Source organism: Pseudomonas sp. B1(2018) (assembly GCF_003097365.1).
In the GTDB taxonomy this organism is placed as follows: domain Bacteria; phylum Pseudomonadota; class Gammaproteobacteria; order Pseudomonadales; family Pseudomonadaceae; genus Aquipseudomonas; species Aquipseudomonas laurylsulfatiphila.
Genome location: NZ_PYUK01000012.1, coordinates 37372 through 52458 on the forward strand (window position 1 = coordinate 37372; position 15087 = coordinate 52458).

General features: G+C 59.5%; 16 protein-coding genes, 4 tRNA genes and 1 pseudogene. 11 read left to right on the forward strand and 10 right to left on the reverse strand.

The features are described 5' to 3' along the window. Positions 1 to 249 precede the first annotated feature (249 nt). Positions 250 to 672 carry a pilin gene (locus C9422_RS19225; protein ID WP_116581795.1) on the reverse strand — a complete coding sequence of 141 codons (423 nt, stop codon included), beginning with the start codon at positions 670 to 672 and terminating at the stop codon, positions 250 to 252. A 227-nt stretch (positions 673 to 899) separates the two neighbouring features. On the opposite strand from C9422_RS19225, the gene C9422_RS19230 reads away from it, so the two are divergent. Genes C9422_RS19230 through yacG form a run of 4 tightly spaced genes read left to right on the forward strand, consistent with a single transcriptional unit; the run spans position 900 to position 3808 of the window. Continuing rightward, positions 900 to 2117: a type II secretion system F family protein gene (locus C9422_RS19230; protein ID WP_116581796.1), complete on the forward strand. Its 1218-nt coding sequence runs from the start codon at positions 900 to 902 to the stop codon at positions 2115 to 2117. A gap of 1 nt (position 2118) precedes the next feature. Beyond that, complete coding sequence (locus C9422_RS19235) at positions 2119 to 2991, forward strand: A24 family peptidase (protein WP_116581797.1); 873 nt, start codon at positions 2119 to 2121, stop codon at positions 2989 to 2991. Further along, positions 2988 to 3611: a dephospho-CoA kinase gene (gene coaE, locus C9422_RS19240; protein WP_116581798.1), complete on the forward strand. Its 624-nt coding sequence runs from the start codon at positions 2988 to 2990 to the stop codon at positions 3609 to 3611. The genes C9422_RS19235 and coaE overlap by 4 nt, the downstream gene beginning before the upstream one ends. Then, a complete protein-coding gene (gene yacG / locus C9422_RS19245) occupies positions 3608 to 3808 on the forward strand; it encodes a DNA gyrase inhibitor YacG (RefSeq protein ID WP_007970539.1) in 201 nt (66 codons plus the stop codon). Before coaE ends, yacG begins: the two co-directional genes overlap by 4 nt. Positions 3809 to 3826: 18 nt before the next feature. Here yacG and C9422_RS19250 read toward each other — a convergent pair whose 3' ends face one another. Then, positions 3827 to 4516 (reverse strand): energy-coupling factor ABC transporter permease, encoded by a 690-nt coding sequence (locus C9422_RS19250; RefSeq protein ID WP_116581799.1) that lies wholly within the window; start codon positions 4514 to 4516, stop codon positions 3827 to 3829. Continuing rightward, complete coding sequence (locus C9422_RS19255) at positions 4513 to 4980, reverse strand: FAD/FMN-containing dehydrogenase (protein WP_116581800.1); 468 nt, start codon at positions 4978 to 4980, stop codon at positions 4513 to 4515. The genes C9422_RS19250 and C9422_RS19255 overlap by 4 nt, the downstream gene beginning before the upstream one ends. Positions 4981 to 5110: 130 nt before the next feature. Here C9422_RS19255 and C9422_RS19260 point away from each other — a divergent pair, with 130 nt between their 5' ends. The 5 genes and pseudogenes from C9422_RS19260 to C9422_RS19280 all read left to right on the forward strand — a co-directional run. Further along, positions 5111 to 5737, forward strand: coding sequence for a DUF1780 domain-containing protein (locus C9422_RS19260; RefSeq protein ID WP_116581801.1), 627 nt, complete (start codon positions 5111 to 5113; stop codon positions 5735 to 5737). Then, entirely contained in the window at positions 5734 to 6261 is a 528-nt protein-coding gene (locus C9422_RS19265; protein ID WP_116581802.1) for an MOSC domain-containing protein, read from the forward strand. The genes C9422_RS19260 and C9422_RS19265 overlap by 4 nt, the downstream gene beginning before the upstream one ends. Before the next feature lie 53 nt (positions 6262 to 6314). Then, a complete protein-coding gene (locus tag C9422_RS19270; protein ID WP_007970531.1) occupies positions 6315 to 6488 on the forward strand; it encodes a DUF3094 domain-containing protein in 174 nt (57 codons plus the stop codon). A 60-nt stretch (positions 6489 to 6548) separates the two neighbouring features. Further along, a complete protein-coding gene (locus tag C9422_RS19275; RefSeq protein ID WP_007970529.1) occupies positions 6549 to 7847 on the forward strand; it encodes an NAD(P)/FAD-dependent oxidoreductase in 1299 nt (432 codons plus the stop codon). Positions 7848 to 8068: 221 nt separating this feature from the next. Then, positions 8069 to 8176 (forward strand): annotated as a pseudogene (locus tag C9422_RS19280) (hypothetical protein); the annotation flags it as partial. A gap of 203 nt (positions 8177 to 8379) precedes the next feature. On the opposite strand, the gene C9422_RS19285 reads toward C9422_RS19280, so the two are convergent. The 7 genes from C9422_RS19285 to rluD form a co-directional block, all read right to left on the reverse strand. Next, positions 8380 to 8456 (reverse strand) — tRNA-Pro (locus C9422_RS19285). A gap of 95 nt (positions 8457 to 8551) precedes the next feature. After that, positions 8552 to 8627 (reverse strand) — tRNA-Lys (locus C9422_RS19290). A gap of 5 nt (positions 8628 to 8632) precedes the next feature. Continuing rightward, positions 8633 to 8709: transfer RNA gene (locus tag C9422_RS19295), tRNA-Pro, on the reverse strand. 9 nt (positions 8710 to 8718) lie between these two features. After that, positions 8719 to 8794, reverse strand: a tRNA-Asn gene (locus C9422_RS19300). A 300-nt stretch (positions 8795 to 9094) separates the two neighbouring features. Beyond that, entirely contained in the window at positions 9095 to 11659 is a 2565-nt protein-coding gene (clpB, locus tag C9422_RS19305; protein WP_007970527.1) for an ATP-dependent chaperone ClpB, read from the reverse strand. 130 nt (positions 11660 to 11789) lie between these two features. After that, complete coding sequence (gene pgeF, locus C9422_RS19310) at positions 11790 to 12515, reverse strand: peptidoglycan editing factor PgeF (protein WP_116581803.1); 726 nt, start codon at positions 12513 to 12515, stop codon at positions 11790 to 11792. Then, positions 12512 to 13474, reverse strand: a complete 963-nt coding sequence (rluD, locus tag C9422_RS19315) for a 23S rRNA pseudouridine(1911/1915/1917) synthase RluD (protein WP_007990414.1) — start codon at positions 13472 to 13474, stop codon at positions 12512 to 12514. Before rluD ends, pgeF begins: the two co-directional genes overlap by 4 nt. A 151-nt stretch (positions 13475 to 13625) precedes the next feature. Here rluD and C9422_RS19320 point away from each other — a divergent pair, with 151 nt between their 5' ends. After that, entirely contained in the window at positions 13626 to 14648 is a 1023-nt protein-coding gene (locus C9422_RS19320; RefSeq protein WP_116581804.1) for an outer membrane protein assembly factor BamD, read from the forward strand. 124 nt (positions 14649 to 14772) lie between these two features. Beyond that, complete coding sequence (locus C9422_RS19325) at positions 14773 to 15006, forward strand: PP0621 family protein (protein ID WP_007970520.1); 234 nt, start codon at positions 14773 to 14775, stop codon at positions 15004 to 15006. Positions 15007 to 15087: the final 81 nt, after the last annotated feature.

Here is a 15087-nt window from a genome sequence, read left to right on the forward strand (position 1 = left end):
GTTACCAAGGATATTGCGAACGCTGTGCCAACTTTGGAAACAAGGATAAAGCATTACAAATCAACAAGTTATAAAATCAGCCAATTTTCGGAATCATGCAAAATGCACGAGATGCACAAACACTGCATGCAAGTTGCGGGTTTATGAAAAGTTCCTAAGATGCTGAAATTTCTGAGCTTTATGAGCGGCTTTTGACGGCCGGTCGACAAACAGAAAAAACCCCGCAAAAGCGGGGACTGATTCAGTACTTCATGCCGCAGAACCGGAACACCCTTTAGGCAAGTAATCCTGAGAGACGCTGCTTTTACATGACCAGCCTTTGGCTTCGTCCCGTGTCAGGGTGACGGTTTTGCCCTGGACCACCCCCGGGGCATTGTGCAACGTACAGACGATTGATCCTGCTCCCTCCGGCGTTGTAGCCGTCACAGACAGGGCGCAATGGGTGGTCGTTGCCGTACCGGCGGGCGCCACGTTGGCAATTGTCGGCGTTTCCCCCTGATTGAGCACATCCTCGAACGGTACTTTCATCGCAGTCAACTCGGCCATCGCCGCCGTGACCTTGGCCCGGGCCTGGTACTTGGAATACATCGGCAGGCCCAGTGTTGCCAGGATCCCGATGATCGCCACCACGACGAGCAACTCGATCAGGGTAAAACCTTTCTGATTGTTCATGTACAAGCTCCATGCATGAGTCGAAGGCTCATGACCTGCCCCATGGCAGCACAGCCTGTGCCAAGGCCGGAAGCCCCTGTTGGCAATGGGTGTGGTGGTCGCGAAGCCCTTACCCACTACCAGGATCAGTACTATCTGACGTTTTTTGTCACCTCACCCTGGCGGGTTTGGCCCCATCCTTTGACTAGGCTATAAGAGCAACTCAATCGGAATACCCAGGACTGAACATGGCGGTCAAGGCAGCGAAAATCAGCGTGTATGCATGGGAAGGCATCGACCGCAAAGGCACAAAAGTGACCGGCGAACTCAGCGCTCAAAACCCGGCGCTGATCAAGGCAAAACTGCGCAAACAAGGCATCAGTCCAGGCAAGGTTCGCAAAAAAAGCCCATCGGTTTTCAGCATGGGCAAGCGTATCAAGGCCCAGGACATTGCCCTGTTCACCCGGCAAATGGCGACGATGATGAAGGCCGGCGTGCCGTTATTGCAGTCCTTCGACATCATCGGCGAGGGCTTCGACAATCCGGCCATGCGCACGCTGGTGGACGAACTGAAACAGGAAGTTGCGGCAGGCAGCAGCTTCGCCGCCGCCCTGCGCAAGAAGCCCCGGCATTTCGATGAGCTGTATTGCAACCTGGTGGATGCCGGCGAGCAGGCCGGTGCCCTCGACACCCTTCTGGAGCGTGTCGCGACCTACAAGGAAAAAAGCGAATCCCTCAAGGCCAGGATCCGAAAAGCCATGACCTACCCGCTGGTGGTGGTGTTCGTCGCGGCGATTGTCACCGGGATTCTGCTGGTCAATGTCGTGCCGCAGTTCGAGTCGGTGTTCAAAGGCTTCGGCGCCGAACTGCCGGCCTTCACCGTGATGGTCATTGGCCTGTCGCAATTCATGCAGGCCTGGTGGTGGGTGGTCCTTGGTGCGCTGCTCACGATGGCCTTCGGCGTGCGCCACGCCCTCGGGAAGTCCCCGGCCTTGCGTGACCGGATGGACACCTGGCTGCTGAAACTGCCGCTGGTGGGCACCCTGATGCACAAGTCCGCCGTGGCCCGGTTCGCCCGCACACTGTCGACCACTTTCGCTGCCGGCGTGCCGCTGATGGAGGCCCTGCAATCAGTGGCCGGCGCGACCGGCAATAGCGTGTTCAAGCGCGCTGTGTTGCGCATCCGGCAAGACATTTCGACCGGCATGCAATTGAATTTCGCCATGCGTACCTCCGGCGTCTTTCCGAACATGGCGATACAGATGACGGCCATCGGCGAAGAGTCAGGCACCCTGGACGCCATGCTCGACAAAGTCGCGGGATTCTACGAAGACAACGTCGATAACATGGTCGATAACCTCACCAGCCTGATGGAGCCGTTCATCATGGTGGTGCTGGGTGTTATCGTCGGTGGACTGGTAGTTGCCATGTACCTGCCCATCTTCCAACTTGGCTCAGCGATCTGACATGCCCTTGAATGAAATCCTGATTCACTCTCCGCTGGCCTTTGTCCTTCTCGCAGGCATCACCGGCCTGCTGGTCGGCAGTTTCCTCAATGTCGTGATCTGGCGCTTGCCGAAAATGCTCGACCGCGACTGGCGTGAGCAGGCCCATGACATTCTCGGGCTGCCTGGCGAAACGCCGCTGCCGACCTACAACCTGTTGCTGCCTCACTCCCAGTGCCCGCATTGCGATCACCGAATCCGTGCCTGGGAAAACATCCCGCTGCTCAGTTATGTGTTTTTGCGCGGCCGCTGTTCAGCCTGTGCGGCGGCGATCAGCCCGCGCTATCCATTGACCGAATTGGCCTGCGGGTTGTTATCGGCGTTTGTTGCCTGGCACTTCGGCTTCGGTTGGCCGGCCGGCCTGGTACTGGTCCTGAGCTGGGGATTGCTGGCGATGAGCCTGATCGACGCCGAACATCAGATATTGCCGGATGTGCTGGTGCTGCCATTGATGTGGCTGGGGTTGGTCGTCAACAGTTTCGGCCTGTTCGTGTCGCTGCACGAGGCACTGTGGGGGGCAATAGCCGGCTACGGCCTGCTGTGGTCGGTGTTCTGGCTGTTCAAACTGATCACCGGCAAGGACGGCATGGGTCACGGTGATTTCAAACTGCTGGCGATGCTGGGCGCCTGGGGTGGCTGGCAGATTTTGCCGCTGACCATCCTCCTGTCCTCGCTGGTGGGAGCAATCATCGGGCTGATCACCCTGCGCTTGCGCCATGCAAAAACCTCGACGCCTATCCCTTTCGGTCCCTATCTGGCCATTGCCGGCTGGATTGCCTTGCTCTGGGGTGGTCAAATAACCGACCTCTATTGGCAGTATGTCGGTTTGAAATGAATACCCCTGTGGAAAAACCCTGGATTCTCGGCCTGACCGGCGGCATCGGCAGCGGTAAAAGCGCGGCCGCCCAACACTTCATCGATCTGGGCGTGCATGTGGTCGACGCCGATCATGCCGCTCGCTGGGTCGTTGAACCCGGACGCCCGGCACTGGCACAAATCGCCGAACACTTCGGCCCCGGCGTGTTGCAGACAGACGGACAACTGGACCGCGCTGCGCTACGCAAATTGATCTTCGAAGTGCCTGAAGAGCGCCGCTGGCTGGAGGCCCTCCTGCATCCACTGATCGGCGAGGAAATCGCTCATCACCTGGCGCTGGCAAAATCACCTTATGCGATTCTGGTATCGCCGCTGCTGATCGAGTCCGGCCAGTACGCCATGACCCAACGGGTGCTGGTGATCGATGCCCCGGAACAATTGCAGATCGAACGCACCCTGCAACGTGACCAGACCAGCGAGCAGCAAGTCCAGGCGATCCTCAAGGCCCAATCCAGCCGCCAGGATCGCGTGAGCCATGCCGACGACGTCGTGGTCAACGACCGCGACCTTGCCTGGCTACATAGCGAGGTCGAACGCCTGCATCGCTTTTATCTTACTTTGCGTGGAGGCCAGTCATGAGCCAACCAACAACCGTCGAATGCCCAACCTGTGGCGCCCCCGTGGAATGGACCGCCGAAAGCAAATTCCGGCCATTCTGCTCCGATCGCTGCAAACTGATCGACCTGGGCGCCTGGGCGTCCGAAGAACACAAGATTCCAGTGGCTCCCGATGCCGAGGACGAGATGTTCAGCGGTGACTTCGACCCGCGCCACTGATCCACCGGATCGACGATTTCAGGGCTTGGGATCGTCGTCCTTCCAAGGGGCCGAGAGGTAGCGGGTGCGGTTGAACGTCTCAAGCCACTCCGGACAAAACACGACCAGCGCACTGACGATCATGCCGTTGATAAAGGCTTCGGGAAAAATGATCAGCCATAGATATCCGACAAAATCTTCCAGCCAGTACGGCATGGCAAAACGCTCGTCGAACCATAACAACCAAAGCGCCAGCAGCAGGCACAGCAGCGCTGACAGCGCGGCGGCGAAAAATCCGGAAACGAAGATATACACAAAGGGATTTCGTGGCTGCGCCCGCTCCACCAGGATCGCGCAGCACTCGGTGACCAGCACCGGCAGTGCAATCAACAACGCACCGTTGACCCCGACTGCAACCAGATCCTGACGCCCGAGCAACACCAGCCCCAACTGCGCGACCAGCCCGCCAACGATCGCCAGCGGCCAGTCCAGCAGCAATGTCACCGCCGTCATTCCAATGAAGTGGTACGACACGCCGGTATCGAAATCCCGCCGCACCAGCCACAGCATGAACAACGCGAACACCGTGCCGAACAATAAATGCTGGCGACGGCTGTCGGTGAACAGTTCAACCCAGGGCGCACGCCACATCGCCCAAAGCAGCACCGGCACATAGATCATCCAGCCGACTGTCAGGCTCTGCGGTGACAGCAGCTCAGCGCCGATCATGGACCAGACGTCTCCAGCGCTTCACGCAATTGCGCAGCCGTGGCGTATTCGTGCTGATTGATCAATCGACCATCCTTGAGCTGCAACCACAACACTTTATCCACAGCGCCGGGGTAACGCGGTGCGACACGACCTTCACGATCCAGCATCACCCGATAGGAGTAATCGCGCATGGCCGGTACTGCGAACATTTTCGCGATCAAGCGTGGCATTCGCTGGATGTCCGCGAGAAAGACCGCGTGCCGGGCCTCCAGATAGCCTTTGGGCTGACCTTGCAGCGCCGCATCGACCAGTTTCGCCGCCTCCATGCTGCGCGCCACCAGCAGCGTCTGAGTGCGACTGTCGAGGGTGAAGGCCTGATCGAACTGGTCAAGCAATGTCCATGGTGCCAGCCGCTCGCCGACCTCCAGCGCATTGGCCCACAGCGGCAGCAGACTGAGCACTAATAGCGACCAATATTTCACCTTGCCCCCCCTTGTTCCATCGCAGGCGCGTAATGGCTATCAGTCTACACCGCCCGTTCCGTGTGCCCAGCGTTGCTGATTGATGCTTAACGCTTTCTGCTTGTCGCAATTGAACGCTAAGCTTGGGCCTATGGATGACTCAGATTACTTACGCCTGCTGACCATCGCGGCCGAGCAAGCCAACGCGTTCCTGTCCAATGCCCGCAAATGGGAGCGTGAGCGTTGGGTGTGCCAGCGCCTGTTGCAAGGATTGAACATTCCCTATCGCGCCGACGAATTCGCCCCCGCCGGGGAGCCGCCGGACGTGTTGTTTCGCGATGCCAGTTTCGAGGTGTTCTTCGTGCTGGACGAGGGCCGGCGCCTCAACGATGAATGGCGCGACGAACTGCAACGCCGACGCAGCGCGTTTTCCCTGAGCCAACTGGTGCGCCGCGAGGCCAAGCCACGACGCATCCCCGCCAACGAGTTCTTGCTGCGATTGGCGCCGACCTTGCGCAAAAAAGCGCACAACTACAAAGAGCGCGGCATGGACCTGGGTGAACTGGACATCATTGCCTTCGCCAGCCTCAAACGCGAAGTGCTGGACCTCAACAGCCATTTCCCGCCGCCGACCGAGTACCTGCGCCAGGGCTGGCGTTCGCTGTCCTTGGTCGGGCCGACTTTTGCCCGCGTGCTGTTCGCCCACCCGGAAGCACCGGACTTCTTGCGCAGCAACCTGGGGCGCAGCATTGTCTTTGACGTCGGGATCAGCCTGTGAGCCCGCTGCAGGCGCTGATCGCCGAGGTGCCGCAACAAGGTCGTGTACGCTGGATCGGCGTGCGCCCGCAATCACGCTCGGCAATGCTTGAACTCGATGCCGTGGAAGCGCGCCTGGAGGCCGGCCTGACCGGTGACCACGCCCGCCCCGGCGTGCGCAATGCGCGGCAGGTCACACTGATTCAGTGGGAGCACCTGGCGGTGATCAGTTCGCTGATGGGGCGTGCACAGGATCATCCGGTCCGGCCTGAAGATCTGCGGCGCAATCTCGTTATCAGTGGCATCAATCTGTTCAGCCTCAAGGGCCGCCGCTTCCGGATTGGCCAGGCAACGTTCGAAACTACCGGCTGGTGCCAACCCTGCGCGCGCCTTGAAAGCAACCTGGGCATCGGCACCTTTCAGGCCGTGCGCGGACATGGCGGAATCACTGCCCGGGTGTTACAAAGTGGAATCATTCGCCTGGACGATATCGTCAGCGTCGAACCCGTTCCAGACAGCGGCTATGCTGCGTTCAACCCTGGGTAAATACACTGTAGCTTCTACACATTCAGCAACGTCTACCTTTGACGAGGCCCGATATGACCAGCCGCCTGAACCCCGACGACCAAAAGCATGTCGAAGAGTACCTGCAGTTGTCCCAGCACCAAGTCGAGCGCCGGCCTTTCCGGCCGTGGATGCTCCTCGTACTGGTATTGGCAGTGACCATTGGCCTGGGCCTGTTGAGCCGACTTATCAGTTACCTGACGCTATGAGCTGCCTTGCGCTCGCTCGGGTAATTGCACCGATTTCTTTTAGCCTTGCGAGTTATCCCCATGTCCCATCGTATTGTCATTGTCGGCGGCGGCGCCGGCGGTCTGGAGTTGGCTACCCGTCTGGGTAAGACTCTGGGCAAGCGCGGTACGGCCAGCGTGATGCTGGTCGACGCCAACCTGACCCACATCTGGAAACCGTTGTTGCACGAAGTGGCGGCCGGTTCCCTGAACTCTTCCGAAGACGAACTCAACTATGTCGCCCAGGCCAAATGGAACCACTTCGAGTTCCAGCTGGGGCGCATGAGCGGGCTCGATCGCGCGAATAAAAAAATCCAGCTGGCCGCCACCTACGACGAGGCCGGTCTGGAACTGGTCCCGGCCCGCGAAGTGCCATACGACTCGCTGGTGATCTCCGTCGGTAGCACCACCAACGATTTCGGCACCCAGGGCGCAGCGCAACACTGCCTGTTCCTCGACACCCGCAAACAGGCCGAGCGTTTCCACCAGCAACTGCTCAATCACTATCTGCGCGCTCACGCCGGCCAGACCGACGCAGTCGAACAAATCAGCGTGGCCATCGTCGGCGCCGGTGCCACCGGGGTCGAACTGGCCGCCGAGCTGCACAACGCCGCCCACGAACTGGCGGCCTATGGCCTGGACCGGATCAAACCGGAAAACATGCACATCACCCTGATCGAAGCCGGTCCACGGGTGCTGCCGGCGCTGCCGGAACGGATTGGCGGGCCTGTGCATAAAACCCTGGAGAAACTCGGGGTCAACGTCATGACCAATGCCGCGGTCAGCGAAGTGACGGCCGACAGCCTGATCACCGCCGACGGCAACGAAATCAAGGCCAGCCTGAAAGTCTGGGCCGCGGGGATTCGCGCGCCGGGTTTCCTCAAGGACATCGATGGCCTGGAAACCAACCGCATCAATCAGCTGCAGGTGCTGCCGACCCTGCAAACCACCCGCGACGAGAACATCTTCGCCTTCGGCGACTGCGCCGCCTGCCCGCAACCAGGCAGCGACCGCAATGTGCCACCACGCGCCCAGGCCGCTCACCAACAGGCTTCGTTGCTGGCCAAATCGCTGAAACTGCGCATCGAAGGCAAGCCCCTGCCGGAGTACAAGTACACCGACTACGGCTCGCTGATCTCACTGTCGCGTTTTTCGGCTGTGGGTAACCTGATGGGCAACCTCACCGGCAGCGTGATGCTCGAAGGCTGGCTGGCACGGATGTTCTACGTGTCGCTGTACCGCATGCACCAGATGGCGCTGTACGGCCCGTTCCGCACGGCGATGTTGATGTTGGGCAGCAAGATCGGACGCGGTACCGAGCCACGCCTCAAGCTGCACTGATAACTGCCCACTGTAGGAGCTGCCGCAGACTGCGATCTTTTGACTTTGCTTTTTGAAGGGCAAGATCAAAAGATCGCAGCCTGCGGCAGCTCCTACAGAGGTACGTGTACACCGACCGGGCGGAACCATTGCGGCCGCAGTGCTCACATCAGGAAAAAAGCAAAAAAAAACCCCGTATCTTTCGATACGAGGATTTTTAAGCGCGGATGTTCTACGTGTAGCTATACCGCATGCACCAGATGGCGCTGTACGGCCCGTTCCGCACGGCGATGCTGATGCTGGGCAGCAAGATCGGACGCGGTACCGAGCCGCGGCTGAAGCTGCACTGATAACTGCCCACTGTAGGAGCTGCCGCAGGCTGCGATCTTTTGACTTTGCTTTTTGAAGGGCAAGATCAAAAGATCGCAGCCTGCGGCAGCTCCTACAGAGGTACGTGTACACCGACCGGGCGGAACCATTGCGGCCGCAGTGCTCATACCAGGAAAAAAGCCAAAAAAAATCCCCGTATCTTTCGATACGAGGATTTTTAATATGGTCGGGGTAAGGGGATTCGAACTCCTGACATCCTGCTCCCAAAGCAGGCGCGCTACCGGACTGCGCTATACCCCGGTAAAAAAAAGGCACCTTTTAAAGGCGCCTTCTGCGAACAGAGCTTTTGGCGTCTGATCTTAAGATTCGATTCCAGCGCTAACTGGTTTCAAAAATGGTGGGTCGTGTGGGATTCGAACCTACGACCAATTGGTTAAAAGCCAACTGCTCTACCAACTGAGCTAACGACCCAAATATGGTCGGGGTAAGGGGATTCGAACTCCTGACATCCTGCTCCCAAAGCAGGCGCGCTACCGGACTGCGCTATACCCCGGTTTGAAATTGGCTCCGTGACCAGGACTCGAACCTGGGACCCAATGATTAACAGTCATTTGCTCTACCGACTGAGCTATCACGGAACTACACATTTCAATTTACAACTTTGAAGCTTTACTGCGTTCTCTTCGACCCGTTCGCATCGCTGCGTTCGTGTGTCTGAGGCGCGCTATTCTACAATCTTCAGCACCTCTGTCAACCCCCTAAATTGCTTTCAAGTTAATGATTTGCAACTTATTTTGGATTCCAGCTTGGGGAGCGGAAACCCTGGTGGGTGACTGACTGCGGGGCGCACTTTACAAGCCTTTTCCTTTGAGTTCAACAGCCTAACGAAAAAAAGGCCTCGTTATGCGAGGCCTTTTCGATTTTGTTGCCGTTATGGATCAGACGAAGACGATTTCGTCGTGTTCCACCACACCGTGAGCGGTATCGCCCGGCATGAATCGGCCAGACAGAATCAACTGCGCCAGCGGGTTCTCGATCCAGCGCTGGATAGCGCGCTTGAGCGGCCGTGCACCGTACACCGGGTCGTAACCGACCGCGATCAGCTTGTCCATGGCCTCAGGGCTGAGTTCAAGCTTCAGCTCGCGCTCGGTCAGGCGGCTACGCAGACGACCCAACTGGATCTCGGTAATGCCGGCGATCTGATCCCGCGCCAACGGCTCGAAGATCACCACTTCGTCGACCCGGTTGATGAACTCTGGCCGGAAGTGGCTGGAAATCGCATCCATCACCGCCGCGCGCTGCGCCTCACGATCACCGACCAGTTCCTGGATCTGCACCGACCCCAGGTTGGAGGTCATGACAATCACAGTGTTCTTGAAATCCACCGTGCGGCCATGGCTGTCGGTCAGACGGCCGTCTTCTAGCACTTGCAGCAAGATGTTGAACACATCCGGGTGCGCCTTCTCGACTTCGTCCATGAGGATCACCGAATACGGCTTGCGACGTACGGCCTCGGTCAGGTAACCGCCCTCTTCATACCCCACGTAGCCCGGTGGCGCACCGATCAGGCGAGCCACGGAGTGTTTCTCCATGAACTCGGACATGTCGATCCGTACCATCGCCTCTTCGGTATCAAAGAGGAATTCGGCCAGCGCCTTGCACAGCTCGGTTTTACCGACCCCGGTCGGGCCGAGGAACATGAACGAACCACTCGGGCGATTCGGGTCGGACAACCCGGCGCGCGAACGCCGCACCGCGTTGGAAACGGCCACCACCGCTTCATCCTGGCCGATCACACGCTGGTGCAACAGGCTTTCCATCTTCATCAGCTTGTCGCGCTCGCCTTCGAGCATTTTCGACACCGGAATACCGGTCCACTTCGACACGACTTCAGCGATCTCTTCTTCAGTCACCTTGCTGCGCAGCAACTGGTTTTCGGCTTTGCCATGCTGATCGACCATTTGCAGGCTGCGCTCCAGGTCCGGGATCACCCCGTACTGCAACTCGGCCATGCGGTTCAGGTCGCCTTTGCGGCGGGCTGCTTCCAGTTCCTGACGGGACTGCTCGATTTTCTGCTGGATCTGCGCAGACCCCTGGACTTCGGCTTTCTCCGAGTTCCAGATTTCTTCAAGATCCGAGTACTCACGCTCATGACGAGCGATTTCTTCCTGCAGTTTTTCCAGACGCTTCTTCGCTGCGTCGTCACTTTCTTTCTTCAGCGCCTGGGATTCAACCTTCAGCTGAATCAGGCGACGCTCCAGACGGTCCAGCACTTCAGGCTTGGAGTCGATCTCCATGCGGATGCGGCTGGCGGCTTCGTCGATCAGGTCGATGGCCTTGTCCGGCAACTGCCGGTCAGTGATATAGCGATGGCTGAGCTTGGCCGCCGCAATGATCGCGCCGTCAGTGATGGCCACCTTGTGGTGAACCTCATAACGCTCTTTCAGGCCACGCAGGATGGCAATGGTGTCTTCTTCGCTCGGCTCGTCCACCAGCACTTTCTGGAAACGTCGCTCGAGAGCGGCGTCCTTCTCTATGTATTGGCGGTATTCGTTCAGCGTGGTGGCACCCACGCAGTGCAGTTCACCGCGGGCCAGGGCCGGCTTAAGCATGTTGCCCGCATCCATCGAGCCTTCGCCTTTACCGGCGCCGACCATGGTGTGCAGTTCGTCGATGAACAGGATGATCTGCCCTTCCTGCTTCGACAGCTCATTGAGCAGGGATTTCAGGCGCTCTTCGAATTCACCGCGATACTTGGCACCGGCAATCAGCGCCCCCATGTCCAGGGACAACAGACGCTTGCCCTTGAGGCCATCCGGCACTTCGCCATTGATGATGCGCTGGGCCAGGCCTTCGGCGATGGCGGTTTTACCCACGCCAGGCTCACCGATCAGCACCGGGTTGTTCTTGGTACGACGTTGCAGCACCTGGATGGTCCGGCGAATTTCATCGTCACGGCCGATCACCGGATCGAGCTTGCCGTCTTCGGCGCGCTTGGTCAGGTCGACGGTGTACTTGTCCAGGGCCTGGCGTGCTTCCTCGTGGTTCGGGTCGTTGACGGCCTCGCCACCACGCAGGTTGTTGATCGCGTTTTCCAGGGCTTTCTTGCTCACGCCCTGGCCGAGCAACAGCTTGCCGAGCTTGCTGTTCTCGTCCATGGCGGCGAGCAGCACCAGTTCGCTGGAGATGAACTGGTCGCCCTTCTGCTGGGCCAGACGGTCAGCCTGATTGAGCAGGCGCGCCAGATCCTGCGACATGTTGACGTCGCCGGTCGGGTTCTGGATTTTCGGTAGCTGGTCGAGCTCTTTGGTCAGCTCTTTACGCAGGCTGTTGACGTCGAAGCCCACCTGCATCAGCAGAGGTTTGATCGAACCCCCCTGTTGCTCGAGCAAGGCTTGCATCAAGTGCGCCGGTTCAATGGCCGGATGATCGTGGCCGACAGCCAGGGATTGGGCGTCGGACAAGGCTAACTGCAACTTGCTGGTTAAACGGTCTATACGCATGGGTCACCTTCCTTTTGAGCAGGCCGGACCTATAAAACATCCTGAATGAAGAAACCTGCCAGATACCACAATAGATGCGGTCGATTCTGGGAGTTTCAAGCGTCGTGACGTTGATGCAGATCAGACAAGTCTAGCGTTCGAGCCAAACCAGGGAGGCAAACCGACCAGTGCGAGGCGCACGGCGGTAAGAAAAGAAGCGCGGATCGGTCACGGTGCAGAACCCGCCACCATAAACGGCGGTGACACCGCGAGCGGCCAGACGCAAGCGCGCCAGCCTATAGATGTCGGCCATGAACTTGCCGGGGTTTTGGCTCGGCACAAAAGCCTCAGCCGCTTGCGGCAATTGCTCGACGAAGGTCTCGCGCACCTCCGGGCCGACTTCAAAGGCCTGCGGGCCGATGGCCGGGCCGAGCCAGACCAATACGTCTCCCGGCGCAACGTCCAGCGTATCGAGCGTCGCTTCCAGCACGCCTGCCGCCAACCCTCGCCAACCGGCATGGGCCGCCGCGACGCGAGTGCCGGCGCGGTCGCAGAACAGCGCAGGCAGGCAGTCGGCAGTCATTGCCGCACAGGCGATGCCGGGCGTCGACGTCCAACTGGCATCAGCGGTGGCCACCTGGCCCGGATCGGCATGGGCCACGACGATGCCGTGGACCTGCTGCAGCCAGGCCGGTTGAATCGAGAAATGATCGGTAAGACGACGGCGATTCTCGGCAACCGCTTCGGGGCTGTCGTCGACGTGATCGCCGAGGTTGAGGCTGTCGAACGGCGCCACACTGACGCCGCCCGCACGGGTGGTCACACAGGCTTTGACCCCGGCCGGCGCGGGCCAGTCAGGAATCAGCCAGTCACTCATCCGATGAACGCCTCGCGGTCTTGCTTGAGCAGGGTCAGCAGCCAGACGAAGTCTTCCGGCAACGGCGATTCCCAGCTCATGCGCTTACCGGTGGTCGGATGATCCAGCTCCAGGAAACGTGCATGCAGCGCCTGACGCGGGAAATTCTTCAGCGACTCGACCATGGTCGGGTTGGCGGCCGGCGGAATACGGAAACGACCGCCGTAGGCGGGATCTCCGACCAACGGGTAGTTGATGTGCGCCATGTGCACGCGAATCTGGTGCGTACGACCGGTTTCCAGCTTCACCCGCACGTGAGTGTGGGAGCGGAAGCGCTCGAGCACGCGGTAATGGCTGACGGCTTGCTTGCCACCTTCCATCACGGCCATGCGCTGGCGTTGCTGGCCGTGACGACCGATCGGCGCATTGATCTTGCCGCCAGCTGTCACCACACCGATCACGATGCACTCGTAGATCCGGCTGACGCTGCGACTCTGCAACTGTGTCACCAGCTGCGTCTGCGCCTGAATGGTCTTGGCCACCACCATCAGACCGGTGGTGTCCTTGTCCAGGCGATGCACAATACCGGCGCGGGGCACATTGATGATGTCCGGCACGTGGTGCAGCAAGGCGTTGAGCAAGGTGCCGTCGGCATGACCGGCAGCCGGGTGCACCACCAGGCCCGCAGGCTTGTTGATCACCAGGATGTCGTCGTCTTCGTAGACGATGTCCAGGGCTATGTCTTGAGCGACCCATTCGCCCTGAGCTTCCTGCTCGGCAGTCAACTCAAGGATGGCGCCACCATGGACGATGTCTCGCGGGCGGATAACCGCCCCATCCACAGTCAGGCGGCCGTCTTTGATCCAGGCGGAAAGGCGCGAGCGCGAGTGCTCAGCGAATAATTGTGCGGCGACTTGATCGAGGCGTTGGCCGCCCAATTCGGACGGCACCTCTGCGCGAAGTTCAATTTTATCGGACATGCTCAGACTAGGCGTCGGCACAGCCTTTGGTTTCGGCTGCGCGCTTGTGGTTAAATACGGCGTCTTTTGCCCCGAGGCTTTTCAACGGGGCGCTCATCATAACAGGACGGCCACGCCCAAGACAGCGGCCGTCATAGGGACGCAAGCCGCCATGCAAGTGAAACACCTGCTGCTGATCGCCATCCTCGCATTGACCGCTGCTTGCTCATCGAAGGAAGTCGTAGACGAAAACCTCAGTGAAGTCGAGCTGTACCAACAGGCTCAAAATGACCTGGACAACAGTAGCTACACCTCCGCCATCGCCAAGCTGAAGGCTCTGGAGTCGCGTTATCCGTTCGGTCGCTATGCAGACCAGGCGCAACTCGAACTCATCTACGCCAACTACAAGAACACCGAGCCAGAAGCGGCCAAGTCCGCGGCTGAGCGCTTCATTCGTCTGCACCCACAGCATCCGAACGTCGATTATGCCTACTACCTCAAGGGCCTGACTTCTTTCGACCAGGACGTCGGCCTGCTGGCGCGTTTCCTGCCGCTGGACATGACCAAGCGTGACCCTGGCGCCGCCCGCGACTCCTATAACGAGTTCGCCCAACTGACCAGCCGCTTCCCGAACAGCCGTTACGCGCCGGATGCCAAGCAGCGCATGATTTACCTGCGCAACCTGCTGGCGGCCTACGAAATTCACGTGGCCGACTACTACCTGACCCGTCAGGCCTATGTCGCAGCGGCAAACCGCGGTCGTTACGTGGTGGAAAACTTCCAGGAAACCCCTTCGGTCGGCGACGGCCTGGCGGTGATGACCGAGGCCTATCAGCGCCTGCACCTGGACGAACTGGCTGCCACCAGCCTGGAAACCCTGAAGCTCAACTACCCGAACCACCCGACGCTGGTAGACGGCCAGTTCGTGCCGACCGTGGCCGAAGCCGACAACCGTTCGTGGCTGAGCAAGGCGACCCTGGGCCTGATCGAATCCCGTCCGCCGCTGCCACCGGGCGAAACCCGCGCCAACCAGGACGTGCAGAAGCAGTTCCAGGACGCCAAGGACGCCATCCCGGCCGAGCTCAAGCCTAAAGACGACAATGGCGACGCAGTCGAAGAAGAAAATCACGAAGCGGAAGGCAACAACAGCGACCGCTCGTGGTTCAGCTACATGACCTTCGGCGTGTTCGACTGACACCTCGGGCTGTGAAAAAGGGAGACTCTCGGGTCTCCCTTTTTTATTTCAGTGCTTTATTACACTGTGCGCCTGTCAGGTCCTTGGCTAAACTGCCGGATCATCAGTCGAAAAGCAGCTCACCATGCTTCGTTTATTGTTCTGGATTGTCCTGATTGCCGCTGCCGTATGGTTCTGGCGCAAATTCAAGGGTCAGGCTTCCACCCCCCGGTCCCCTGCCGAACGGGACGCGGCACCCATGGTCCGTTGCGCCCATTGCGGCGTTCACCTGCCCCGTGACCGCGCGCTGAGTCTCGACCAACGGTGGTATTGCAGCCAGGCTCATCTCGAGCAGGACAAGAACTCCAGCGGCCGCTGACACTCTCCCGAAATGGCGGCCGATCGAGGACTATCGCTGACACCCAAGGAACTGAAGGGCACCGAGTGACGTCTGACGCAG